This window comes from Tardiphaga robiniae, assembly GCF_001618955.1.
GTDB lineage: Bacteria > Pseudomonadota > Alphaproteobacteria > Rhizobiales > Xanthobacteraceae > Tardiphaga > Tardiphaga robiniae_A.
In genome coordinates this window covers 305,857-327,424 of sequence record NZ_LVYV01000012.1, presented here as the reverse complement: position 1 = coordinate 327,424, position 21,568 = coordinate 305,857, and the positions used below count along the sequence as shown (strand labels likewise).

Sequence of the window (21,568 nt, the reverse complement as noted above, 5' to 3'; positions counted from 1 at the left end):
CGACAGCTTACAGCCCCAGATACGCCTTGCGCACATCCGGATTGGTCGCGATCTCCGACGCCTTGCCCTGCATCTGGACGCGGCCGGTCTGCAGGATGTAGGCGCGGTCGGCGATCTCCAGCACTTCGGCCATGCGCTGCTCGACGATCAGCACGGTCATGCCCGCGTCGCGGATCTTGATGACCGCCTGAAAGATCTCGTCCACCAGCTTCGGCATGATGCCCTGCGACGGCTCGTCGAGCATCAACAGGCGCGGACGGGTCATCAGTGCGCGGCTGATGGCCAGCATCTGCTGCTCACCGCCGGACAGCGTCTCGGCGCGCTGCTCGAGCCGCTCCGACAAACGCGGGAACAGGTCGAACACCAGCTTCAACGGCTCGTCGCGATCGGGCTTGCCGCGATACATGTAGCTGCCGAGGCGGAGGTTGTCTTCCACCGACAACCGCGGAAACAGCCGGCGGTTTTCCGGCACATAGGCGATGCCGCGCGCGGTGATGAGATGCTGCGGCACGCCGTTGATCTGCTCGCCATCGAAGGTGACGGTGCCCGAACGCGGGCGCTCGGCGCCGGCGATGGTCTTGATCAGCGTCGACTTGCCGGCGCCGTTGGAGCCGCAGACGGCGACGATCTCGCCCTTGGCGACGTCGATGGTGACGTCCGAAATGGCGACCAGCCCCTGATAGGCAGTGGTGGCCTCACGCACCGACAGCATGGCGATCCCCGAGATATGCACTGATGACTTCAGGATGCCGCACGACATCCGCGGGTTTGCCCTCGACGAGCTTCTTGCCGAGATTGAGCACGATGGCGCGGTCGACCAGCGGCATGACGATTTCCATGACGTGTTCGACCATCAGCACGGTGACGCCGGTCTCGCGGACCTTGCGGACCAGGGCCACGCCCGACTGCGCCTCGAGCGGCGTCAGGCCGGTGAGACATTCGTCGAGCATCAGGAGCTTCGGTTCGGTGGCCAGCGCACGCGCCACTTCGAGGCGGCGCTTCTCCGACGGAATGAGATCCCTAGCAAGCTTGTCGGCGCGTGGGGCAAGACCGCAGAACTCAAGCACCTCATGTGCCTTGCGCCGCGCATCGCGCATCTTTTCGTTGCGGATCAGCGCGCCGACGATGACGTTGTCGATCACGGTCATGGTCTCGAAGCTCTTCACCACCTGGAAGGTGCGCGCGATACCGCGCTGGCAGCGTTCCGCCGCCGGCATCTGCGTGACGTTCTCGCCGTTGAACCAGATCGTGCCCTGCGTCGGCGGCAGCACGCCAGCGATCAGATTGAACAGTGTCGACTTGCCGGCGCCGTTCGGCCCGATCAGGCCGACGATTTCGCCAGCGCCGACGGAGATCGAGACGTCGCTATTGGCGATCAGGCCGCCGAAGCGCTGCCAGACGCCACGGGTTTCGAGAAGAGGTGTCGTCATTGCGGCACTCCTTTCGAAGCCGGACGTCGCGAGAACAGGCCGATCAAACCATCGGGCCGCGCCAGCGAGATCACGACGATCACTGCGCCATAGAGGATGAGATCGACGCCGCGGCCGGAGCCGCCTATGAAGGAGCGCGTCAGTTCGGTCATCGGGATCAGGATGACCGCGCCGAGCACGGGTCCCCATAGCGTACCGATACCGCCCAGCACCGCCGGCAGTGCCATCAGCAGCGAGAACTGGAAGGTCATGACGCTTTCAGGATCGATATAGGAGACGAACTGCGCATAGAAAGCGCCGCCGATCGCGGTGAGGAAAGCGGAGACGGCAGCGGCGCCCATCTTGGAATTGAACACCACGACGCCGAGGCTTTCGGCCGCATCGGGATTATCCTTCACCGCGCGCCACCAGAAGCCCCATTTGGAGTCTTCCAGCCACCAGGTGATGAACCAGGCGACGCAGCAGAACACGAGGGCGAAGTAATAGAACGGCAGCTTGCTGCGCGTGAACTGGAACTTGGCCCAGCTATCGCCGCGCACGGGAATGTCGATGCCGAGCGCCGCACCGGCATAGTCCCAATTGTGGAACAGCAGGAAGCCAATTTCGGCGATGACGATGGTGGCGATGACGAAATAATGGCCGCGCAGGCGGAAGGTCGGATAGCCCAAGGCGAGCGCGATCAGCGCGGAGATGATGCCACCGCCGAGCATGCCGAACCACGGCAGCACGCCGAATTTGGTGAACAGCAGCGCCGTCGTATAGGCGCCGAGGCCGAAATAGAGCGCATGGCCGAGCGAAATCTGACCGCAATAGCCGCCGAGGATATTCCAGGCCTGCGACAGCGCCGCATACATCAGGGTTAGCACCATGATGTTCTGGACATAGACGTCCTTGACGAAGAGCGGCACGCAGGCGGCGATGGCCGCAAGCGCGGCGGCGAGGATGAGGTCGCGGCGGCGACGTTGGGTGAAGCTGTCCATCAGATCGATCCGAACAGGCCGCGCGGCCGGACAAAGACAACGAGGAGATAGACGGCATAGATGCCGACCGATTTGAGCGACGGCGGCAGGATCATCGCGGTGGTCGCCTCGACCAGACCAACGATGATGCCGCCAGCAAAAGCGCCGAACACGCTACCGAAGCCGCCGAGCGCCACGGTGACATAAGCGATCAGCGCAAAGGACGCGCCCACATCAGGGTAGATATAGAAGAAGATCGCCATCACGCCGCCGGCGAGACCGATCAGCGCCGAGCCGAGGCCCCAGCCGAGGGCAAACACCTTGTTCTTATCGATGCCGACCAGCGCCACGGCACCGGCATCCTCACGGGTCGCTTCCAGCGCGCGACCGAAATCGGTCTTCTTCATGAAGAAGTAGAGTGCGCCGAAGGCGGCGATCGAGATCAGCGCACCGACCAGCTGCGCCACCGGCAGAAACACACCGAAGATCGAGATGGTCTTGCCGCCGAGCATCGAGGCCGGGATGCTGCGATAATCCGGAGTGAAAAAGAACTGCGCGAGACCGCGCATCAGAATGGCGAGGCCGAAGGTCGCGAAGATCTGCACCATGCCGATATTGGCCTTGGCCCGCATCGCGAAGCGTATGATCACGAGATAGATCACCGCGCCAAACACGAACATGCCGGCCGCCACCAGCGGGATCGACAGCAGTGGGTCGACCGCCCAGAACATGAACAGGAAGAAGGTGAGGTACATCGCCAACATCAGGAATTCGCCATGGGCGAAGTTGGTGACGTCCATCAACCCGAAGATCAGCGCGAGGCCGACCGCGAGCAGGCCGTAGAGCAGCCCCATCAGCAATCCGCTGGCAAGGCTCTGGATAATGGTCGCGGCGGTCAAAGGCTTCCCCTTCTCAAGTCGTCAGAGCGTCGCGATAAGACGCCAACACTCTCAGATGTCATCCCCGCCTAGCACGCCGGAGGCGTGGGAGGAGCGGGGATCCATAACCTCCGTCATCACGATGAGCGACGGCGGAGAGGCTATGTCCAGACCAATTCTTCGGAGCGTATGGGTCCCCGCTTTCGCGGGGACGACACCGAGTATGAGACTGCCTTACGGCATCGGCCAGATCGCATCCGCCACGGCGGCCTGCGGCGGGAAGATGGTGACGAACTTGCCACCATTATACTGCAGCAGCACCGGGTCAGCGTTGTTGTTCTGGCCCAACTCGTCGAACTTGACCTTGGCCCACGGCATGATCGTGCTCTCGCCCGGCATGTCGGTGGCGACCAGCGCCTCGCGGATTTTCTCGCCGTCGGTAGACTTGGCGCGATTGATGGCGTCGGCCATCACGATCAGGCCCATGAACTGGCGCGAGGAGTAGTCGTTGAAGTCCTTACCGGACTTCTCCTTGAACATGTCGTTGATCTTGCCGACCATCGGACGCTTGGCGGCGAGATCGAGTGAGAAAGAACCGCGCGAGATGACGCCCGGAATCTTGTCACCGACGGCGTCATACAGCGCCTTCTCGGAGAAGCCGGCGTCCTGTGCGACGATGTTCTTGGCCTTGTAGCCGAGTTCGCCCATGGTCTTGATGAGCAGGATGCCATCGGTGGTGTAGCTCGACGGCATTAGCACGTCGGCATTGGCAGCCTTGAGCTGCTGCACTTCGGCAGTGAGTGACGGCGAATTGGCGCGATACTTGATGTCGGCGACGATCTTGTAACCGCGGTCGGCAGCGAGCTTGAGCTGCGCATTCGCCGAGTCCGTGCCGAAGATGGTGTCTTCATGGAACAGCGCCAGCGTCTCGATCTTCTGGCCTTTTTTCTTCAGCGCATCGAAGAAATCGAACATCGCCGTCGAGAACATTTCGTCATGCGGAGCGGCGCGGAAGTAATATTTCAAACCGCGGCGATGCAGGCTTGGCGACGAGTTGTCGGCCGACAGGAACGGGATCTGGTAGCGTTCGCAGATCTGGCTGACAGTGACGGCGACGGCGCTCTGATAGGTGCCGACAATGGCCGAGACCTTCTCCTGGGTGATGAGGCGTTCGGCTTCAGCGCGGCCCTTCTGCGGATCGGCCTGGTGGTCGGCAAATACGAGACGCACCTTGGCGCCGCCGAGACCGGTGAAGCCTTCACCCTTCGCCATCGGCAACGCGAAATCGTAATCCTTGTTGATGATGTCGGCAGCCGTTTCGAAAGCCTTCTGCGCGTCGACGCCAATTTGCGCGCTGGCGCCGGATAGCGGATAAATCACGCCAATCACAACTTCCTTGACCTGTGCGCGCGCAGGCTTGGCGAGAGGCAGCAGCGCTGCGGAAGCGGCGCCTCCGAGCAACACGTTTCGGCGAGAAATCGTCATGTCTTTGTCCTTTGTGACCGGCGGCTATCGATGAAACTAATCAAGGTTACGGTAAAGCCCGAAAGATCGGCAAGCTGCTTCTTATAAAACAGCCAAATGCTTATTCTTGAGGTCAGTAACGAGCATGACGCCCGGTGCATGCGTGATGGCAAACGGCACGCGCGCTGCAGCAATGACGGCTTGCGGCGTCACGCCACATGCCCAGAACACCGGGATTTCATCGTCGTTGATGTGCACCGCATCGCCGTAATCAGGCTTGTTGATGTCCTTGATGCCGATCGACTGCGGCAGACCCAGATGTACCGGCGCACCATGCACTGCGGGAAAACGCGAGGTGATCTGGACGGCGCGGATCGCATCAGCCGGCTTCAGCGGTCGCATCGACACCACCATCGGCCCGGCGAACGGGCCTGCGGATTTGCAGGCGATGTTGGTGCGATACATCGGCACCAGCACATCCTGCTCGATATGACGGATCGGCAGGTCGTCGGCCATCATGGCTTCCTCGAACGAATACGAGCATCCGATGACGAAAGACACGAGATCGTCACGCCAGTACTTCGCCACCTCGTAAGGTCGATCGATCGCCTCGCCATCCTTCCAGACGACATATTGCGGAATGTCAGTCCGGATATCGAGATCGAGACCGAGCGCGGGAATGCTGGGATTGCCCACATCCGACATGCCGATGATCGGGCACGGCTTCGGATTGAGCTGGCAGAAGCGATGGAAGGCGCTCGCCTGAGCTTCCGGCAAGATGACCAGATTTCCCTGGACGTATCCGGGCGCGACGCCGGCGGTGCTGCCATATTTGCCGGCGCGATATTCGCGGCGGGCCACAGCACTCGGCAAATCCGAGTATCGATCATCGCCTTGCTGCGCTGCCGAAGAAATAGCCATCTTGGTGTCCTGCCTAATTCTGCCTCGACACGTACTGAAACTCAGGGCTAGTATAATGTCTAATCGTTGTTTTTAATCAACATACATAAATTCTACTTATCGAAAGCCGGATCGCATCCATGGCGGACTTCAAGGCGCTGGAGACTTTTCTCTGGGTGGTCAATCTCGGCAGCTTCCGCGGTGCGGCCCAGAAGCTCAACACCACCCAGCCAGCAATCTCCCAGCGTATCGCGCAACTGGAGCACGAGATGGGCGTGCGGCTCCTGCAGCGTGACCGCCGTATCGCCTCCCCGACGCCGGCCGGACGGCAGATGCTGGTCTATGCCGAAAAGCTGATCGGCCTGCGCTCCGAGATGATGGCGGCGGTTGGCGATCGCTCGGCGATGCGCGGCGTGCTGCGGCTCGGCGTCGCCGAAACCATCGTCCACACTTTGCTGACGCGGCTGATCAAGCACGTCAACATCTCGTATCCGAACCTGTCGCTCGAAATCGAGGTCGATATCACGCCGAACCTGAACGCGCGACTGCAGGCGCAGGAGATCGATCTCGCTTTCGTGCTCGGGCCGCTTTCAACATCCAACATTCGCAACCGTGTGCTGTGCGACTACCCCGTCGGCTTTCTCGCCAGCCCCTCACTCGGGCTCGGCAATGATCTGCTCTCGATCCATGACCTCGCGAAATTTCCCATCATCACCTTCTCGCGCAAGACCCGGCCCTACGAGATCGCGCGCTCGCTGTTCAACCGGCCCGACCTGCCACCGATCCGGCTGCACGCCAGCGCGTCGCTGTCTACCGTGATGCACATGGCGATCGACGGCTTAGGCATCGCACTGATCCCGACAGCCATCATCGAGAACGAACTCGCGGACGGACGCCTGCAATTGCTCAATACCAACCTGCAGCTCCAGCCGCTGACATTTTCGGCAAGCTGGCTCGCGTCACCCGACACGGCCGCGATCGAACTCGTCGCAGGCATTGCTGCGCAACTGGCGCAGAACAGCCCATTGGTTGACGAGCCGGCATCGCCGGGTCATTGAAAAGCAGGCCTCTTCAACACAAACTTCTCGGGACAGACCGCATGACCAAGCTTGGCGACAACCTCAAAATCGATTCTGCGCGGCTCTGGGACACCATCAACGAGACGGCGAAATTCGGCGGCACGCCAAAAGGCGGTGTGCGGCGTTTGACGCTCGGGCCTGAAGATAAATTGGTGCGCAATTGGTTCCGCAAGGCGTGCGAAGATGCCGGCCTGGAGGTGCATGTCGATGCCCTCGGCTCGATGTTCGCGCTGCGTAAGGGCCGCGACATGTCGAAGGCCCCGATCGGCGTCGGCTCGCATCTCGACACCCAGCCGACTGGAGGCAAGTTCGACGGCATTCTCGGCGTACTCGGCGCGCTCGAAGTCGTCCGCACGCTGAATGATGCCGGCATCGAAACCGAGATGCCGATCTGCATCGCCAACTGGACCAACGAGGAAGGCTCGCGCTTTGCGCCGGCAATGATGGCCTCCGCCGCCTATGTCGGCGACTTCACCACCGACGACATTCTGTCGCGCAAGGACATTGCAGGTGTCACCGTCGGCGAAGCGCTCGACGAGATTGGCTATCGCGGCGACGTTGCGGTCGGCACGCAGAAATTCTCGGGCTTCGTCGAACTGCATATCGAGCAAGGCCCGATCCTGGAGGCCGAAAGCAAGACCATCGGCGTGGTCGATTCCGGCCAGGGCGTGCTGTGGTTCGACGGCAAGATCACCGGCTTCGAGAGCCATGCCGGCTCGACCCCGATGCCCTTGCGCAAGGATGCGCTGGCGACACTGTCCGAGATCGTGCTGGCCACCGAGCGTGTCGTCGGCAATATCGGCGCGCTCGGCACTATCGGCGAAGCCGTGATCGCAAATCCGTCGCGCAACGTGATCCCCGGCGAGATCGCCTTCACCATGGATCTGCGCAGCGCCGACGCCGGCAAGCTGGACGCCATCGAGAAAGGCGTGCGCGATGCCATCAAGGAGATCGCCGCGCATCGCAAGGTTGACGTCGCCTTCGACAAGGTCTGGCACAAGCCGCCGACGCACTTCAACAAGGACTTCGTCAATGCGGTTGAGACGGCCGCGACGTCGCTCGGCTACTCGCATCGCCGTATCACCTCAGGCGCCGGCCACGACGCCTGCAACCTCAACAACATCATGCCGACTGCGATGGTGTTCATTCCGAGCAAGGATGGCATCAGCCACAACGAGCTCGAAAGCTCGACGCAGGAAGATTGCGCCGCCGGCGCCAATGTATTGATGCATACGGTGCTGGCGCTTGCCGGCGTCGCATCGAAGTAACGAAGACAGACAGGGGATAGTGATGCGGGGTGTATTCGTCGATGCCAGCGAAGAACTGGCAAAGATTCTGGAACGGCTGACGCAGCCGGGCGACATCGCGGTAAAGATCAATCGCGATGAGGACATCAAGTCGGCCGATTTGCCTGAGGTGCTGGACGGCGCCGAGATCGCGATCGTCGATCACACTTATCTTCCAACCGATGTGGCCAAGCAGTGCGCCGGCCTGAAGCATGTCGTGTTTCTCGGCACCGGCGCGCGCAGCTACATGCACATCGAGGAGCTCGCCGAACTCGGGATCGAGGTGCATCTGATCCGCGGCTACGGCGACACCGCCGTCGCCGAATGCGCCATTGCACATATGTGGGCTGCCGCACGCGGCCTTGCCCAGCAAGACCGTGAAATGCGGGCCGGCAACTGGCTGCGCGATGAAGGCATGGAGCTGACCGGCAAAACGGTTGGTCTGATCGGCTTCGGCGGCATCGCTGCGGAAGTCGCGCGTATTGCGCTCGGCTCGGGCATGAAGGTGTTGGCGTGGAACCGCTCGCCGAAGACCCATGCAGGCGTGACCTTCACCGATCTCGATACGGTGCTCTCGACCAGCGACGTGGTCTCGATCCATCTGCTGCTGAATGACGAGACGCGCGGCATGATCACACGCGACCGCATCGCGCAGATGAAGAAGGGCGCGATCCTCGTCAACACTGCCCGCGGCGCTGTCGTCGATGAAGCGGCGATGATCGATGCGCTAAGGTCCCGTCACTTGCGTCATGCCGGCCTCGACGTGTTCGACATCGAGCCGCTGCCGGCAGGCCATGTGCTGACGACATTGCCGAACGTGACGCTGTCGGCGCATTCGGCGTTCCGGACGCCGGAGGCGAGCGTGAATTTGATCGCGGCGGCGTGGAAGCATTGCCGGCGGATTGCAGCTTAAGCGCTGCGAACTCCCAAAATGAAAATGCCCGGCTCAAAGCCGGGCATTTTTGTAGATGCGCAAGAAGCAGAATTACTCCAGCATTTCCGCGACAGCTTTGCCGCAAGCACCCGTATCGGCCTGACCGCCAAGGTCACGCGTCCGCAGCGTGCGTTCACCGAGCGTGCGTTCGATCGCCTTGACGATCGAATCCGCAGCAGCCTTCTCGCCGAGATGTTCCAGCATCATCGCGCCGGACCAGATCATGCCGATCGGATTCGCGATGCCCTGCCCTGCAATATCCGGCGCCGAGCCATGCACCGGCTCGAACACCGACGGGAAATCGCCGGTCGGGTTGATGTTGCCGGATGGCGCGATACCGATGGTGCCGGTGCAGGCCGGGCCCAAATCGGACAGGATGTCGCCAAACAAGTTGGATGCAACCACGACGTCGAACCAGTCCGGATGCATCACGAAATTCGCGGTGAGAATGTCGATGTGATACTGGTCCCACTTCACGTCGGGATAGTTCTCGCCCATCGCCTTCACACGCTCGTCCCAATAGGGCATCGTAATCGCGATGCCGTTGGACTTGGTCGCCGAGGTCAGGTGCTTCTTCGGCCGCGACTGCGCGAGGTCGAACGCGAACTTCAGGATGCGGTCGACACCGGTGCGGGTCATCACCGTCTGCTGGGTAACGAATTCACGGTCGGTGTCCGGGAACATGCGACCGCCGACGGATGAATATTCACCTTCGGTATTCTCGCGCACCACCCAGAAGTCGATGTCGCCGGGCTTGCGGCCGACCAGTGGACAGGGCACGCCGGGCATCAGGCGCACCGGGCGCAGATTGACGTATTGATCGAACTCACGGCGGAACTTGATCAGCGAGCCCCACAACGAAATGTGATCCGGAATCTTTGCCGGTAGGCCGACGGCGCCGAAATAGATCGCATCGTGCTTGCCGATCTGCGCCTTCCAGTCGTCCGGCATCATCTGGCCGTGCTTCTCGTAATAGTCGTAAGACGAGAAGTCGTAATGATCGAAATGCACCTTCACACGATGCTTTTTCGCTGCCGCTTCAAGGACGCGCAGGCCTTCCGGCATGACTTCCTTGCCGATGCCGTCGCCGGGGATGACCGCGATCCGATATTCTTTTTGTGCGCTCACGTGGGGTTTCCTTCGCCAGTAATTCTGCCTGCAGATGTGGACCAAAGCCGGCCTGCGATCAACGCTGCACTGCAATGTTGACCGGTTTTGCCGCAGGGGCCTAACTCTGTCGCAGACACTCCCTTCTGCAATCCAGAGGCATTCCATGGATCTTCATTTGCGCGGCAAGCGCGTCCTGATCACGGGCGCATCCAAGGGTATCGGCGCGGCGGCCGCGGAAGCGTTTGCCGAAGAAGGCTGCGATCTCCGCCTTGCCGCCCGCAATGTCGAGCAGATGCAGGCGCTGGCGGACCGATTGCGATCCAGCCACCAGATCGACGTCGCCGTGCATGGCGTCGATCTGCGCAAGCCGGACGAGCTCGCCGCGCTGGCGGCTGCCGCCGGCGATATCGACATCCTCGTCAACAATGCCGGCGATATCCCCGGCGGATCGCTCGACAAGATCGACGAGCCGACCTGGCGCCATGCCTGGGATCTCAAAGTGTTCGGCTTCATCAATCTGACGCGTCTCGTCTATGCGCAGATGAAGGCGCGCGGCCATGGCGTGATCGTCAACGACATCGGCGCGGCCGGCGAGAAGTTCGACGCCAATTACATTTGCGGCAGCGCCGGCAATGCCGCGCTGATGGCGTTCACCCGGGCGCTGGGCGGCAAGAGCCTGAAGGACAATATCCGCGTCGTCGGCATCAATCCCGGCCCGGTCGAGACCGAGCGTCACGTCACGCTGATGAAGACCCGCGCCAAGACCCAATTGGGCGACGAGAACCGCTTCCGGGAGCTGCAGCAGGGTCTGCCGCTCGGGCGTGCCGCGAAGCCGCGCGAGATCGCCGACATGATGACGTTTCTGGCGTCCGATCGCGCGGGCTATACGACCGGCGTGATCTATACGGTGGACGGTGGCCACAGCGCAGGCTGGGGCAGCTAGCGCCGCGATCGGCGCGTTAGCTCAGCGCGCCGGCATGCACCCACCACAGCGGGTGGGCGAGTTGAATGGCACCGGCCGCGCGCTGCGCGTCGGTGTCGTTGCCGAACAGCGCAAAACAGGTCGCGCCCGACCCCGACATCCGGGCCAGCCGAACGCCTTCAGCATCGCGCAAGGCCGACAGCACCGTGTCGATCACAGGCTCGACCTTCAGTGCGGGCGCTTCAAGATCATTGGTGCCGGCGTTCAGAGCGACGATCCACGCATCGATCGAGCCGCCTTCGTCAGGCCAGGTGGCCCGCTTCAACACGTCTTTGACGCCGACGCGCAGCTCGCCGTTTTTCAGGCCGAGCTCCTTGAACACATCCTTGGTCGCCACCGGCACGCGCGGATTGACCATCACGCAGGGCAAACGCGGCAGGCTGAGCGGCAGCAGATTTTCGCCCACGCCCGTCATCACGCAGGCGCGCGACTGCACGCAGACCGGCACATCCGCGCCGGTCAGACGGGCCACTTCGAGCACCCGGGGATCGTCCATTTCGAGATTGTTGGCGCGCACCAGGAGGCGCAGTGCAGCGGCAGCATCCGCCGAGCCACCGCCAATGCCGGCGGCAACAGGCAAGTGCTTGTCGAGCGCAAAGCGCCCAAAGGTCAGGCCTTCGACGCGCTCACCGAGCAAGCGCGCGGCCTTGATGACGAGATTGTCGGCGGTGTCGCCGCATTCCTGCGCGCGCGGACCAGTTGCGGTCAGCGACAGGTCAGCCCCCGAATCGAGCGTCAATCTGTCGGCGCAATCGGCAAAGGCCACGACGCTTTCGAGATCATGATAGCCGTCAGCCCGACGGCCGATGACGCGCAGGGTCAGATTGACCTTGGCGCGCGCATCTTCTTCGAGAACCGGGCTCGTTGAGCCGGTCGTGCCCCCAACCATGGAATTAGCCGCCTTTGCCGTCTTCTTTTTTCTTGTCGTTGGATGCAGCCGAGGACGAAGGTTCATCCGACAGACCGTTTTCCATTTTCGCCTCGATCTTCGGAATCTCTTCAGCTTCCGGCTTCAGATCCTTGGCGTGCTGCCACTGGAATTTGGCTTCCAGCTTGCGGCCCACGCGCCAGTAGGCATCGCCGAGATGGTCGTTGATGGTCGGATCTTCCGGCTTCAGGTCGATCGCACGTTCGAGCTGCTTCACGGCATCGTCGAAATTGCCGATGCGGTAATAGGCCCAGCCGAGCGAGTCGACGATGTAGCCATCGTCCGGTCGCTGATCGACGGCGCGCTTGATCATCTTCATGGCATCGTCGAGATTGATGCCCTGATCGATCCAGGAATAGCCGAGATAGTTCAGCACATGCGGCTGCTCGGGCTGCAATTCCAGCGCCTTGCGCATGTCGACTTCAGCCTTGGCCCACTGCTTGGAACGCTCCAGGCAGATGCCGCGGAAGTAGAAATACACCCAGTTCGGCTTGTCCTGGTTGGCGGCGATGACGTCGATACCCTTGGTGTAGGTCTCGCCGCAGTCAGCAAACTTCTTGCGGCCACGCTCGATATTGCCGAGCGCCATAATGGCTTCGAGATCCCGGGGATCGTCGGCGACAACAGCCTTGAGAATCTTGATGCCTTCATCGCTGCGATCAGCCGCATCGAGATCGGTGGCCTGCTGGATCTGCGCATTGCGCTTCAGAGCCGAATTGGCCGGCACGCGCTCATAGATCTTGATGGCCATCTGCGGCTTCTTCACCGACTCGTAGAGATCGGCGAGCGACAGCAGCGCCAGCGAGTGGTCCGGCTTGAGATAAAGCGAGAGCTGCAGATAGACCAGCGCGAGGTCTTCGCCGCCGCGGCGGGTCAGCGACGCGCCAATGCCATAAAGTGCTTCAGCAGCGCCGGCCTGCGGGCTGTCGACCAGCGGTGCCAACTTCTTGCCGGCCTTGGTCTCGCGGATACCTTCCAGCACCAGCGGGTGACGGGCGAGCTTCTTGTTGAAGGTCTCGTAGATGCCGAGCGCCGCAGCATCGTCCTTGTTACGCGACGTCCAGCGGCCATAGGCGTCGACCACGCGCAGCGCGGAATCATCGAGCTTGTAGGCGCGCTCAAAACGGGCGCCCGCATCCTTCTGCTTATTGGCAAGATCGAGGATCAGGCCGGCATGCAGATCCTTGAAGATCGGATACCATTCCGGACCGGCCAGCTTGTCGATATTGGCAATCGCCGTCTTGCTCTCACCGGCGCCGTAGCCGGCCCAGGCCGACAGCAGCGTCGCAACGAGGTCGGTGATCGGGCCGCGCACCGACTGGTTGATATTGGTCTGCGCGGCAGCGTATTTCTTCAGCTTGAGATCGCGCACACCCACAACGAGACGGGCGACGCGGTTCGACTTGTCGATGGTCAGGATGCGATCGGCGAGCTTGACGGCCTCTTCGATATCGCCGTCAGCGAGCGAGGAGATGAAAGCGCGATCGAGCAGCTCGTTGTTCTTCGGATCGGTGCGCAGAGCGGAGCGGTAAAACGCCGCAGCCGAGGTGGCGTCGCGCTCGACGCTGGCATGGCGGGCGGCCAGATAACTGCCGGCGGTGGTGAGCGACTTCAGATCGCGGGACGTGGGAAACTGGGCGGCGGAGCTATCGCCGGTATGATCCGGGGTTTGCGCCAGCAGCTGACCGGGCATCGCGAGGACGGCGACCGTGGCGGCAGCGAGCGTCAAACGATTGAAACGGATGGACAACATAGGGTTCGCCTAGCTCCAGGATTTATGGGCAGGATATCGAGCAAGAACGCGAGCAGGACTGCAAGACAGGCTCGGATGCGCAGCCGACCCGGCAACGTAGCGCATGCCGACAATGCCGCGTTTGGCGGTCAATCGCAAGGATCGGGGGCGCGATCGCACCAGTGGCACCTTGAAGCCTGTCAGCAATTGGGCCGCCGAATTGCGCCACTGCCCCTGAAAACGCTCGCACTGTGGCGTTATCGTGACCTACGGCCGGTGTAGCGGCCCGCCGACAGGCGCCGCCGCTCACACAATCGTAATCAGTGAACCGGTTACATCGCCTCGTAGTTCGGGCCGCCGCCACCCTCCGGCGGAACCCAGGTGATGTTGCCGTTCGGATCCTTCACGTCGCAGGTTTTGCAGTGGACGCAATTCTGCGCATTGATCTGGAATCGCGCACCGCTCGACTCTTCAACCCACTCATAGACGCCTGCCGGGCAATAGCGATTCGACGGGCCGGCAAAGACGTCGTGCTCCGACGACTTCTGCAGCGCCATGTCGGCAACCTTGAGATGGATCGGCTGGTCTTCCTCGTGATTGGTGTTCGACAGAAACACCGAGGACAGGCGATCGAAGGTGATCTTGCCGTCCGGCTTCGGATAGACGATCGGCTGATACTGCTTGGCGGGCTTAAGCGCCTTGCGATCCGGCTTTTCATGCTTCTGGGTGCCGAACAGCGAGAAGCCGAACGTGTTGCACCACATGTCGAAGCCACCGAGCGCGTTGCCGAGGAGGGTCCCGAACTTGGACCACAGCGGCTTGGCGTTACGGACCGGATAGAGATCCTTGCCGATCGAGGACGACCGCCAGCCGGTCTCGTATTCCATCAACTCGTCATTGGCGCGGCCTGCAGCCAGCGCGGCGGAGACGTGTTCAGCGGCCTGCATGCCTGACGCCATGGCGTTGTGAACACCCTTGATGCGCGGCACGTTGACGAAGCCTGCGGCGCAGCCGACCAGCGCGCCGCCCGGGAATACCAGCTTCGGCACCGACTGGTAGCCGCCCTCGGTGATCGCACGCGAACCGTAGGCCAGGCGCTTGCCGCCTTCGAACGTGTCGCGGATCAGCGGATGGGTCTTGAAGCGCTGGAACTCCTCGAACGGGTAGAGGTAGGGGTTTTCGTAGTTCAGATGCAGCACGAAGCCGACCGCGACGAGGTTATCATCGTAGTGATACAGGAACGTGCCGCCGCCGATGTCGTTGTCGAGCGGCCAGCCGAACGAGTGCTTTACCGTGCCCTTTTTGTGCTTGGCCGGATCGATCTGCCAGACTTCCTTGATGCCGATACCGAACTTGCTGGGCTCGCAATCCTTGTCGAGGGCGAATTTGGCGATGATCTGCTTGGTCAGCGAGCCACGCGCGCCTTCGGCGAACAGCGTGTATTTGCCGAGCAGTTCCATGCCGCGCGTGAACGAATCCTTCGGCTTGCCGTCGCGGCCGACGCCCATGTCGCCAGTGGCGATGCCGCGCACGGCGCCATTGTCGCCATACAGCGTCTCGGCGGCCGCGAAGCCGGGATAGATTTCGACGCCAAGCGCTTCCGCCTTGGCGCCCAGCCAGCGGCACACCATGCCGAGCGAGGTGATGTAGCAGTGATGATTGTTCATCAGCGGCGGCATCAGGAAGTTCGGCAGCTTGAAGCCACCGGTCTTGGTCATGAAATAGAACTGGTCGTCCTTGACCTGGGTCTTGAGCGGGCAGTCCGCATCTTCGCGCCAATCCGGGATCAGCTTGTCGAGATTGACGGGATCGATCACCGCGCCGGACAAGATGTGCGCACCGACTTCGGAACCCTTTTCCACCACGACAATGGACAGGTCCGCATTGAGCTGTTTCAGCCGGATCGCGGCCGACAGACCGGAGGGCCCGGCACCGACGATGACGACGTCGAATTCCATGGACTCGCGCGGCGGAAGTTCTTCAGTGCTCATAATCTCGTCTCAGACCCGTTTCCAACCCGTTCAGAACGCTTCTAAGGGCTGTTGTTTCCGATTTTTGACGGAAGAACAACCACCTAAATGCACAGGGGGCGTTTCACTGGGCGTCGATCCGGCCTAGATTGCTGGCATGCCTGTGACCTCCAGCCATGACGCCTGAACCCCACCCCAGCGTTGCGCAACTGCTCGCCTTTTATCTGGAGGCCGGGGTCGATTGCGCATTGATGGATGAGCCGGTGAACCGGCTGTCGGACGACCTCCCGCCGCCTGCCCGGGAGCTGTCCGACAGCGCGCCGAAGCGACCACCGCTGAATGGCATGCCGCCGCCCCCTGCACGCCCACCCGCCCGTGTCGAGGTCGCCCCGGACGTGGCGATTGCCGCCGCCCGCGACGCCGCGCGCACCGCGCCCTCGCTCGAGGTGCTGCGTGGCATGCTGGATACATTCGACGGCTGCGCCCTGAAATCGACCGCGACCCAACTGGTGTTTGCCGACGGCAATCCACAGGCGCGGATCATGTTCGTCGGCGAGGCACCCGGCCGCGACGAGGACATCGAAGGCCTGCCTTTTGTAGGTCGCTCCGGCAAACTGCTTGATCTGATGATGTCGGCCATCGGGCTGAAGCGCACCGAGGTCTATATCGCCAACGTGATTCCGTGGCGGCCGCCGGGCAACCGCACGCCGACGCCGCAGGAGACCCAGATCTGCCTGCCATTCATCCAGCGTCAGATCGAACTGGTGAATCCGGACATCCTCGTCACGCTCGGTAATCCCTCGACGCAGACGCTGCTGCAGACCCGCGATGGCATCATGAAGTCCAGAGGACGCTGGGTCGACTACGACACCGGGACGCGCAAGATCAAAGCGCTGGCGACGTTTCACCCGGCCTATCTGCTGCGCTCGCCGTCCTACAAGCGGATGACCTGGATGGATCTGCGCGCGATCGCAAAGGCGCTGGAAGCACCGTCGGGCAGGACCAGCTAGGGCGCCTTTGGCCGCACGATCGCCCAGCCGATCCGCAGCAAGGGCTGCCGGCCATTCACCAGACGCTCAAAGGCGCGCGGGACTTCCGGCACGAGGTTGGGGAAACGCTGCGCAATGTCTGCAGGCGGCGTGCCGACTGTATCCGCTGCGCGCCACACGACGACGCCGCCGGTCTCGGCGAACTTCGCTGGCGTGATCCATGGCGTGCGCGAAGGCACAGCATCGTTCAGCAGATGCGGCCGTGACGCACTCATGCCGACCAATGCGGCGAGTTGCGCATCGCCTGCGACCGCCGACAGTGGACGATTGGTGCGACGTTCGAAACTCTCACCGAAGAAGCGCCCGATCTCGCGCGCGGGAAGCGCTGTGACATCCTCGGGACCATCGACCCAAGGCAGAATCACAAGACTGGCGAAGGCTGCGAGTGCAGGCGCGATGATGGCGAAGGCCCAGACCTTGCGCAGCACGCGCTGGCGCCGCAGTGCAATCAGGTCGCCCGACGCCACGACGACGGCGAGACCCGACATGACCAGAGCGATACCGGCACTGCCGACCACGCGCTCAAGGCCGTAGAGCGCAGCGAACAGGCTGCCGAGCAGCCCCGGCACAAGCGCGAAGAAAAACACATAGTCCCGCGCCAGCGGATCGACCGGCGGACGGAAGATGATCGGAGCTTCCTCGGTCTTCGGAACGATGCGGCCCCAGTTCATCACCGCGAGCACGATCACACCCGCGATGGCCGCAAGGAGCCAGGCGATCAGGACACCCCACTGCCGCGCCTTTCCGGCGAGATCGTCAAGTTGCGGCAGCACCGGCAAGACCGGCGCGCCGGCCCGGATCACCCACATCGCCCACGGCAATGTCAGCACGGCGATCACCAGCAGCGCATAGAGCGGATCGAACGAAGCAAGGTTACGCCGACCGCGCGATGTCGCGAGACCGAAGACGAGCGGCAGCGGCAGCAGCCACATCGCATGGGGCGTCGTCAGCAGCAGCAGGCCGGCCTCGATCGACAGCGCGAACCAGGCATTGCGACGGCCCTGCCCGATCGCCAGCCAGGCATGCAGCAGAAACATCGCCCAGAGCGGACGCGCCAGGATCAGCGGGCCGAATTCGACGCCGGGCGCACTGAAGGCCGTGACCGTCATCGTCAGCAGCACGGCGATCACCGCCTGCGGTCCGCCGACGATGGCGCTGCCCAGCTGATAGACCGCACGGAAGGTCAGGACAGCGCAGATCTGCGCCAGCAGATAGACACCGAAGACGTGATTGCCGGCGGCCCGGAAAGCGATGTCGGCGAGCCAGAACGCCAGCGGCGGACCCATATGGGTGCCGACCTGATATTCCCGGCCATAGGCCAGCACGGTGGCGAGATCGCCCGGCGGCCCGCGATACAGCAGCAGTGGGACAATCAGCCAGATCGCGGCCTGACACAGCACGACGATCCAGAACACCAGCCGTGGCCGGGCGCGGATCAGTTCGACGATCAGGGAGGTGAAACGCATTGAACGTCTGAACCGGCCAGCAGGGAATGAAGCTTGCTCAGGTGATACGGCGGGGAGCCGGGAGAGGCAACCGCCTGAGGGCTCAGGCGGAAATCTCGATGTCGAGGATAGACTGGGTCTCGATCAGGCCTGCCGCCCGAGCGACCGCCTGGTGCCGCGCACGAGCCGCCGCCACCGGCGCGAACAGGCTGCGATGATGAATGCTGGGCCCCAGTTCATTCAGCGCGGCCATATGCTGGGGCACGCCATAACCCTTGTGCACCTCGAAGCCGTAACCCGGGCAATCCTCAGCGAGCCGGCACATCAGCCGATCGCGCGAGACTTTTGCGACGATCGAGGCTGCTGCGATGGACAACACCAGCGCGTCCCCGCCAATGACCGCCTCGCAATCGGCCGTCGTATCGATTTTGTCGCGGCCGTCGACAAACACATGTTTCGGCGCGTCCGGGAGCGACGCGACCGCGCGGGCCAGTGCCCAGAGCGATGCCCGCAGGATATTGTCGCGGTCGATCCGGGCGGGTGATGCATAGGCGACGCCGAATGACGCCGTAGCGCAAATTTCCTCGAACAGCGCCTCGCGCTTGCTCTCCGTCAGTTTCTTGGAATCGTCGAGACCCCTGGGAATGTTGTTCGGGTCCAGAACGACCGCCGCAGCCACGACCGGACCCGCCAAAGGACCTCGCCCGGCCTCATCGCAGCCCGCTACCGGCCAGATGCCCTGCTTCAACAGCGCGTGCTCGCGCGTGAAGCTCGGTGCCACCACGATCTTGCGCGGCTTGGCCGGCGCTTTCTTCTTCACATCCCGAATCATTGGGGGATCGTGCTGAAGCAGACCGGCAGGCGCAACCGGGAACTCCAGACCGTGCCCGCTATTCAGGCCGGACCATTAATCGTCCAGATGCACCCGTCGGTCGTCGCCGACTTCAATGCCCGGAGCCACAACCACGTCCCATGCATGGCCATCCGGATCGGCAAAGTAGCCGGAATAGCCACCGTAATCGGTCTTGCGCGCTGGTTTCAGAAGCGATCCGCCGCAATCGACGGCGAAAGCGAGGACCGCATCGACCTCGTCCTCCGAGCGACAATTCCACGCCAGCGTGCTGCCGCGAAACGCCTGTGGCCTTGGATGGTCAGGCAACGTCGCATCCTGCGCCAGTTGATCCCACGGAAACAGCGCGAGGACGCTGGCGCCGGTGTCGAAAAAGGCGATGGCATCGCCCGAGGCACGGGCCTTTCGCGTAAAGCCCAGCGCTTCGTAGAACGCAATGCTCCTGCGCATATCCGCGACGCCCAGCGTGATTACCGTCATGCGCGCGATCGGCGCCGGTGGTTTCGTCATCGTCATGCGTGTCACTCCTGTACTCACTCTATAGATCGAAAAGAGGGACGTTGGCAGGCTCTGGTTTCCTGCCAACGTCCCCTCTCCACCACTCCGTACGCTGCGAGACCTGCGGAGTTAGAACAGATTCAGTTGCTGACCGGCACCGGCCGGCTTCTCGAAATGATCGAGGGTGAGCTTCGAACGACGTTTGTTGAGACCGAGCTTCGTGCAGGCGATCTCGAAGCGGCGACCGATCATCCAGGCCATCGGCCCCGTGCCCTTCATGCGCGTGCCCCATTGCGAGTCGTAATCGCGGCCACCGCGCATTTCGCGGATCAGCGTGAAAACGTGGCGATAGCGGTCCGGATAATTCGCGATCAGCCACTCGCGAAACAGATCGCGCACTTCCATCGGCAGCCGCAGCAAAACGTAGCTGGCTTCCTTGACGCCGGCATGAGCGGCGGCATCAAGAATGCGCTCGATCTCGCTGTCGTTCAGCGCGGGGATCACCGGCGCCACCATCACCGTGGTCGGAATGCCAGCCTCGGATAGCTGCCGCAAAGCTTCTAGCCGCTTCGACGGCGTCGAGGCGCGCGGCTCCATGGTGCGCGCGAGCTTCGGATCGAGTGACGTCACCGACAACGCGACCTTGACCAGATTGCGCTTCGCCATCCGCGCCAGGATATCGATATCGCGCGTCACCAAAGCCGACTTGGTGACGATGCCGACGGGATGACCGGTCTTCTCCAGCACTTCGAGAATGCCGCGCATCACCTGACGCTCCCGCTCGATCGGCTGATACGGATCGGTATTGGTGCCGATCGCGATCATCTTTGGCTCGTATTCGGCGGCGGCCAGCTCCTTCTCGAGCAGCGCCGGCGCATCGGGCTTCACGAACAGTTTGGATTCGAAATCGAGCCCGGGCGAGAGACCTAGATAAGCGTGGGTCGGCCGCGCGAAACAATAGACGCAGCCATGCTCGCAGCCACGATAGGGATTGATCGAACGGTCGAAGCCGATATCCGGCGACTCGTTGCGCGTGATGACCTTTCGCGCGGTGTCGGTCGCAACCGTGGTCTTGAACGGCGGCAATTCATCGAGGCTCTGCCAGCCGTCATCAAAGGCGACCCGGGCCTCGGCTTCATAGCGACCGCTGTCGTTCGACTGTGCGCCGCGGCCGCGCCGCCGCTGCTTGTCGATCGCCACCGCGATCTCGGGAAAAGGGGAAAGCGCACCCGCCGGCTTATCGGAGGGCGCCGGGACCGGCGGGTGCTTGAGGGCAGCGATCTGGCGACTCATGAAGCCACGATAGCGCACACATGGAACAAAGCAAGAACATAAATAGAGTGGCACACGGCCGGGGCACTGTGCATTCTCCCGCCGCCTTGCAGGGCGGCCGAAAGTCGAACCGCCCGAAATTGCAGCAGCCGCCAGCGCCGCATAGACTATGACGAAATGATAACGCGGCCACCCCGTTGTTGAGAGGTATTATCCGACACCCATGCTGAGCGTGATCATCCCCACCGAAGGCGTCGAGCAGCCCGCTGTTGCCACACTGGCAGCGCTGGTGCCGGGCGCGGCTGCCGGAGTGATCCGCGAAGTGCTGCTGGTCGATCGCGCCGGCACAGACGTCATCGAACGCGTTGCCGATGTCGCCGGCTGTGGCTTCCTGACCTCGCAAGGATCGCGCGCCGCAGCGATGGCCGCCGGCGCCAAGCAGGCGCGTTCGCCCTGGCTAATGTTTCTGCATGCCGGCGCCGTGCTCGATGCGGGCTGGATTGAGGAGACCCAACAATTCATCCAGCGTGTCTCGACCAGCAATCGCCCCCGCGCCGGCATTTTCCGCTATGCGCGCTCGCCCTATGACGAGTCCGGATTTGGCGATGGCCTGAAACACATGATCCGCCTGATCACTGGCCCCAAGGCCGATCAGGGCCTCTTGATCGCACGCGATCATTACGACCGCCTCGGCGGCTACGCACCCGATGCCCGGCGCTCCGAAGCGCGGCTGCTGCGCCAGCTCGGCCGCTCCTCACGCACATTGCTGCGCAGCCGGATCATCGTCGCCTGATCATGGCCG

20 protein-coding genes are annotated in these 21,568 nt (G+C 62.6%); 6 read left to right on the top strand and 14 right to left on the bottom strand.

From position 1 onward, the window contains the following. Positions 1 to 7 precede the first annotated feature (7 nt). The 6 genes from A4A58_RS14765 to A4A58_RS14740 form a co-directional block, all read right to left on the bottom strand. Positions 8 to 712, bottom strand: a complete 705-nt coding sequence (locus A4A58_RS14765) for an ABC transporter ATP-binding protein (protein ID WP_068733264.1) — start codon at positions 710 to 712, stop codon at positions 8 to 10. Next, a complete protein-coding gene (locus tag A4A58_RS14760; RefSeq protein ID WP_068733262.1) occupies positions 696 to 1,430 on the bottom strand; it encodes an ABC transporter ATP-binding protein in 735 nt (244 codons plus the stop codon). The genes A4A58_RS14765 and A4A58_RS14760 overlap by 17 nt, the downstream gene beginning before the upstream one ends. Continuing rightward, on the bottom strand, positions 1,427 to 2,410 hold the full coding sequence (locus A4A58_RS14755) for a branched-chain amino acid ABC transporter permease (protein ID WP_068733261.1): 984 nt from the start codon (positions 2,408 to 2,410) through the stop codon (positions 1,427 to 1,429). Before A4A58_RS14755 ends, A4A58_RS14760 begins: the two co-directional genes overlap by 4 nt. After that, positions 2,410 to 3,243, bottom strand: a complete 834-nt coding sequence (locus A4A58_RS14750; protein WP_244499781.1) for a branched-chain amino acid ABC transporter permease — start codon at positions 3,241 to 3,243, stop codon at positions 2,410 to 2,412. The genes A4A58_RS14755 and A4A58_RS14750 overlap by 1 nt, the downstream gene beginning before the upstream one ends. A 258-nt stretch (positions 3,244 to 3,501) precedes the next feature. Next, the gene (locus A4A58_RS14745; protein ID WP_068733256.1) at positions 3,502 to 4,752 is read right to left on the bottom strand and encodes an ABC transporter substrate-binding protein; all 1,251 of its coding nucleotides are present in this window, start codon (positions 4,750 to 4,752) and stop codon (positions 3,502 to 3,504) included. 81 nt (positions 4,753 to 4,833) lie between these two features. Then, a complete protein-coding gene (locus A4A58_RS14740) occupies positions 4,834 to 5,652 on the bottom strand; it encodes a putative hydro-lyase (RefSeq protein ID WP_068733254.1) in 819 nt (272 codons plus the stop codon). A gap of 119 nt (positions 5,653 to 5,771) precedes the next feature. Here A4A58_RS14740 and A4A58_RS14735 point away from each other — a divergent pair, with 119 nt between their 5' ends. The 3 genes from A4A58_RS14735 to A4A58_RS14725 are packed head-to-tail and all read left to right on the top strand — an operon-like array spanning position 5,772 to position 8,909. Continuing rightward, entirely contained in the window at positions 5,772 to 6,689 is a 918-nt protein-coding gene (locus A4A58_RS14735) for a LysR family transcriptional regulator (protein WP_068733252.1), read from the top strand. Positions 6,690 to 6,730: 41 nt separating this feature from the next. After that, positions 6,731 to 7,978: a Zn-dependent hydrolase gene (locus A4A58_RS14730; RefSeq protein WP_068733250.1), complete on the top strand. Its 1,248-nt coding sequence runs from the start codon at positions 6,731 to 6,733 to the stop codon at positions 7,976 to 7,978. A gap of 22 nt (positions 7,979 to 8,000) precedes the next feature. Next, entirely contained in the window at positions 8,001 to 8,909 is a 909-nt protein-coding gene (locus tag A4A58_RS14725; RefSeq protein WP_068733248.1) for an NAD(P)-dependent oxidoreductase, read from the top strand. 72 nt (positions 8,910 to 8,981) lie between these two features. Here the strand turns inward: A4A58_RS14725 and A4A58_RS14720 are convergent, their stop codons facing one another. Continuing rightward, on the bottom strand, positions 8,982 to 10,058 hold the full coding sequence (locus tag A4A58_RS14720; RefSeq protein ID WP_081421871.1) for a tartrate dehydrogenase: 1,077 nt from the start codon (positions 10,056 to 10,058) through the stop codon (positions 8,982 to 8,984). A gap of 145 nt (positions 10,059 to 10,203) precedes the next feature. Between A4A58_RS14720 and A4A58_RS14715 the strand changes: the two genes are divergently transcribed. Further along, the gene (locus A4A58_RS14715) at positions 10,204 to 10,983 is read left to right on the top strand and encodes an SDR family oxidoreductase (protein WP_068733246.1); all 780 of its coding nucleotides are present in this window, start codon (positions 10,204 to 10,206) and stop codon (positions 10,981 to 10,983) included. 16 nt (positions 10,984 to 10,999) lie between these two features. Here A4A58_RS14715 and A4A58_RS14710 read toward each other — a convergent pair whose 3' ends face one another. From A4A58_RS14710 to A4A58_RS14700, 3 genes are all read right to left on the bottom strand, one after another. Next, on the bottom strand, positions 11,000 to 11,911 hold the full coding sequence (locus A4A58_RS14710) for a 4-(cytidine 5'-diphospho)-2-C-methyl-D-erythritol kinase (protein WP_068733243.1): 912 nt from the start codon (positions 11,909 to 11,911) through the stop codon (positions 11,000 to 11,002). Between the two features lie 4 nt (positions 11,912 to 11,915). Continuing rightward, positions 11,916 to 13,703: a tetratricopeptide repeat protein gene (locus A4A58_RS14705; RefSeq protein WP_068733241.1), complete on the bottom strand. Its 1,788-nt coding sequence runs from the start codon at positions 13,701 to 13,703 to the stop codon at positions 11,916 to 11,918. Between the two features lie 311 nt (positions 13,704 to 14,014). Next, positions 14,015 to 15,673 (bottom strand): electron transfer flavoprotein-ubiquinone oxidoreductase, encoded by a 1,659-nt coding sequence (locus A4A58_RS14700; RefSeq protein WP_068733239.1) that lies wholly within the window; start codon positions 15,671 to 15,673, stop codon positions 14,015 to 14,017. 155 nt (positions 15,674 to 15,828) lie between these two features. Here A4A58_RS14700 and A4A58_RS14695 point away from each other — a divergent pair, with 155 nt between their 5' ends. Beyond that, complete coding sequence (locus A4A58_RS14695; protein ID WP_068733237.1) at positions 15,829 to 16,662, top strand: uracil-DNA glycosylase; 834 nt, start codon at positions 15,829 to 15,831, stop codon at positions 16,660 to 16,662. On the opposite strand, the gene A4A58_RS14690 is transcribed toward A4A58_RS14695, so the two are convergent. The 4 genes from A4A58_RS14690 to A4A58_RS14675 form a co-directional block, all read right to left on the bottom strand. After that, the gene (locus A4A58_RS14690) at positions 16,659 to 18,167 is read right to left on the bottom strand and encodes a glycosyltransferase family 39 protein (protein WP_068733235.1); all 1,509 of its coding nucleotides are present in this window, start codon (positions 18,165 to 18,167) and stop codon (positions 16,659 to 16,661) included. The two genes, A4A58_RS14695 and A4A58_RS14690, sit on opposite strands and share 4 nt — an antisense overlap. An 82-nt stretch (positions 18,168 to 18,249) precedes the next feature. Continuing rightward, complete coding sequence (locus tag A4A58_RS14685) at positions 18,250 to 18,978, bottom strand: ribonuclease HII (RefSeq protein WP_068733230.1); 729 nt, start codon at positions 18,976 to 18,978, stop codon at positions 18,250 to 18,252. A 75-nt stretch (positions 18,979 to 19,053) separates the two neighbouring features. Continuing rightward, a complete protein-coding gene (locus tag A4A58_RS14680; protein ID WP_068733749.1) occupies positions 19,054 to 19,506 on the bottom strand; it encodes a VOC family protein in 453 nt (150 codons plus the stop codon). 117 nt (positions 19,507 to 19,623) lie between these two features. Further along, a complete protein-coding gene (locus A4A58_RS14675) occupies positions 19,624 to 20,787 on the bottom strand; it encodes a PA0069 family radical SAM protein (protein ID WP_068733746.1) in 1,164 nt (387 codons plus the stop codon). A 202-nt stretch (positions 20,788 to 20,989) separates the two neighbouring features. On the opposite strand from A4A58_RS14675, the gene A4A58_RS14670 reads away from it, so the two are divergent. Then, positions 20,990 to 21,559: a glycosyltransferase gene (locus A4A58_RS14670; RefSeq protein ID WP_068733228.1), complete on the top strand. Its 570-nt coding sequence runs from the start codon at positions 20,990 to 20,992 to the stop codon at positions 21,557 to 21,559. Positions 21,560 to 21,568: the final 9 nt, after the last annotated feature.

Bases quoted from the DNA above. Each gene is read 5' to 3' on its own strand.
- A4A58_RS14765 (WP_068733264.1), bottom strand. From the start codon at position 712: ATGCTGTCGGTGCGTGAGGCCACCACTGCCTATCAGGGGCTGGTCGCC.
- A4A58_RS14760 (WP_068733262.1), bottom strand. From the start codon at position 1,430: ATGACGACACCTCTTCTCGAAACCCGTGGCGTCTGGCAGCGCTTCGGC.
- A4A58_RS14755 (WP_068733261.1), bottom strand. From the start codon at position 2,410: ATGGACAGCTTCACCCAACGTCGCCGCCGCGACCTCATCCTCGCCGCC.
- A4A58_RS14750 (WP_244499781.1), bottom strand. From the start codon at position 3,243: ATGGGGCTGCTCTACGGCCTGCTCGCGGTCGGCCTCGCGCTGATCTTC.
- A4A58_RS14745 (WP_068733256.1), bottom strand. From the start codon at position 4,752: ATGACGATTTCTCGCCGAAACGTGTTGCTCGGAGGCGCCGCTTCCGCA.
- A4A58_RS14740 (WP_068733254.1), bottom strand. From the start codon at position 5,652: ATGGCTATTTCTTCGGCAGCGCAGCAAGGCGATGATCGATACTCGGAT.
- A4A58_RS14735 (WP_068733252.1), top strand. From the start codon at position 5,772: ATGGCGGACTTCAAGGCGCTGGAGACTTTTCTCTGGGTGGTCAATCTC.
- A4A58_RS14730 (WP_068733250.1), top strand. From the start codon at position 6,731: ATGACCAAGCTTGGCGACAACCTCAAAATCGATTCTGCGCGGCTCTGG.
- A4A58_RS14725 (WP_068733248.1), top strand. From the start codon at position 8,001: ATGCGGGGTGTATTCGTCGATGCCAGCGAAGAACTGGCAAAGATTCTG.
- A4A58_RS14715 (WP_068733246.1), top strand. From the start codon at position 10,204: ATGGATCTTCATTTGCGCGGCAAGCGCGTCCTGATCACGGGCGCATCC.
- A4A58_RS14710 (WP_068733243.1), bottom strand. From the start codon at position 11,911: ATGGTTGGGGGCACGACCGGCTCAACGAGCCCGGTTCTCGAAGAAGAT.
- A4A58_RS14705 (WP_068733241.1), bottom strand. From the start codon at position 13,703: ATGTTGTCCATCCGTTTCAATCGTTTGACGCTCGCTGCCGCCACGGTC.
- A4A58_RS14700 (WP_068733239.1), bottom strand. From the start codon at position 15,673: ATGAGCACTGAAGAACTTCCGCCGCGCGAGTCCATGGAATTCGACGTC.
- A4A58_RS14695 (WP_068733237.1), top strand. From the start codon at position 15,829: ATGACGCCTGAACCCCACCCCAGCGTTGCGCAACTGCTCGCCTTTTAT.
- A4A58_RS14690 (WP_068733235.1), bottom strand. From the start codon at position 18,167: ATGCGTTTCACCTCCCTGATCGTCGAACTGATCCGCGCCCGGCCACGG.
- A4A58_RS14685 (WP_068733230.1), bottom strand. From the start codon at position 18,978: ATGATTCGGGATGTGAAGAAGAAAGCGCCGGCCAAGCCGCGCAAGATC.
- A4A58_RS14680 (WP_068733749.1), bottom strand. From the start codon at position 19,506: ATGACGAAACCACCGGCGCCGATCGCGCGCATGACGGTAATCACGCTG.
- A4A58_RS14675 (WP_068733746.1), bottom strand. From the start codon at position 20,787: ATGAGTCGCCAGATCGCTGCCCTCAAGCACCCGCCGGTCCCGGCGCCC.
- A4A58_RS14670 (WP_068733228.1), top strand. From the start codon at position 20,990: ATGCTGAGCGTGATCATCCCCACCGAAGGCGTCGAGCAGCCCGCTGTT.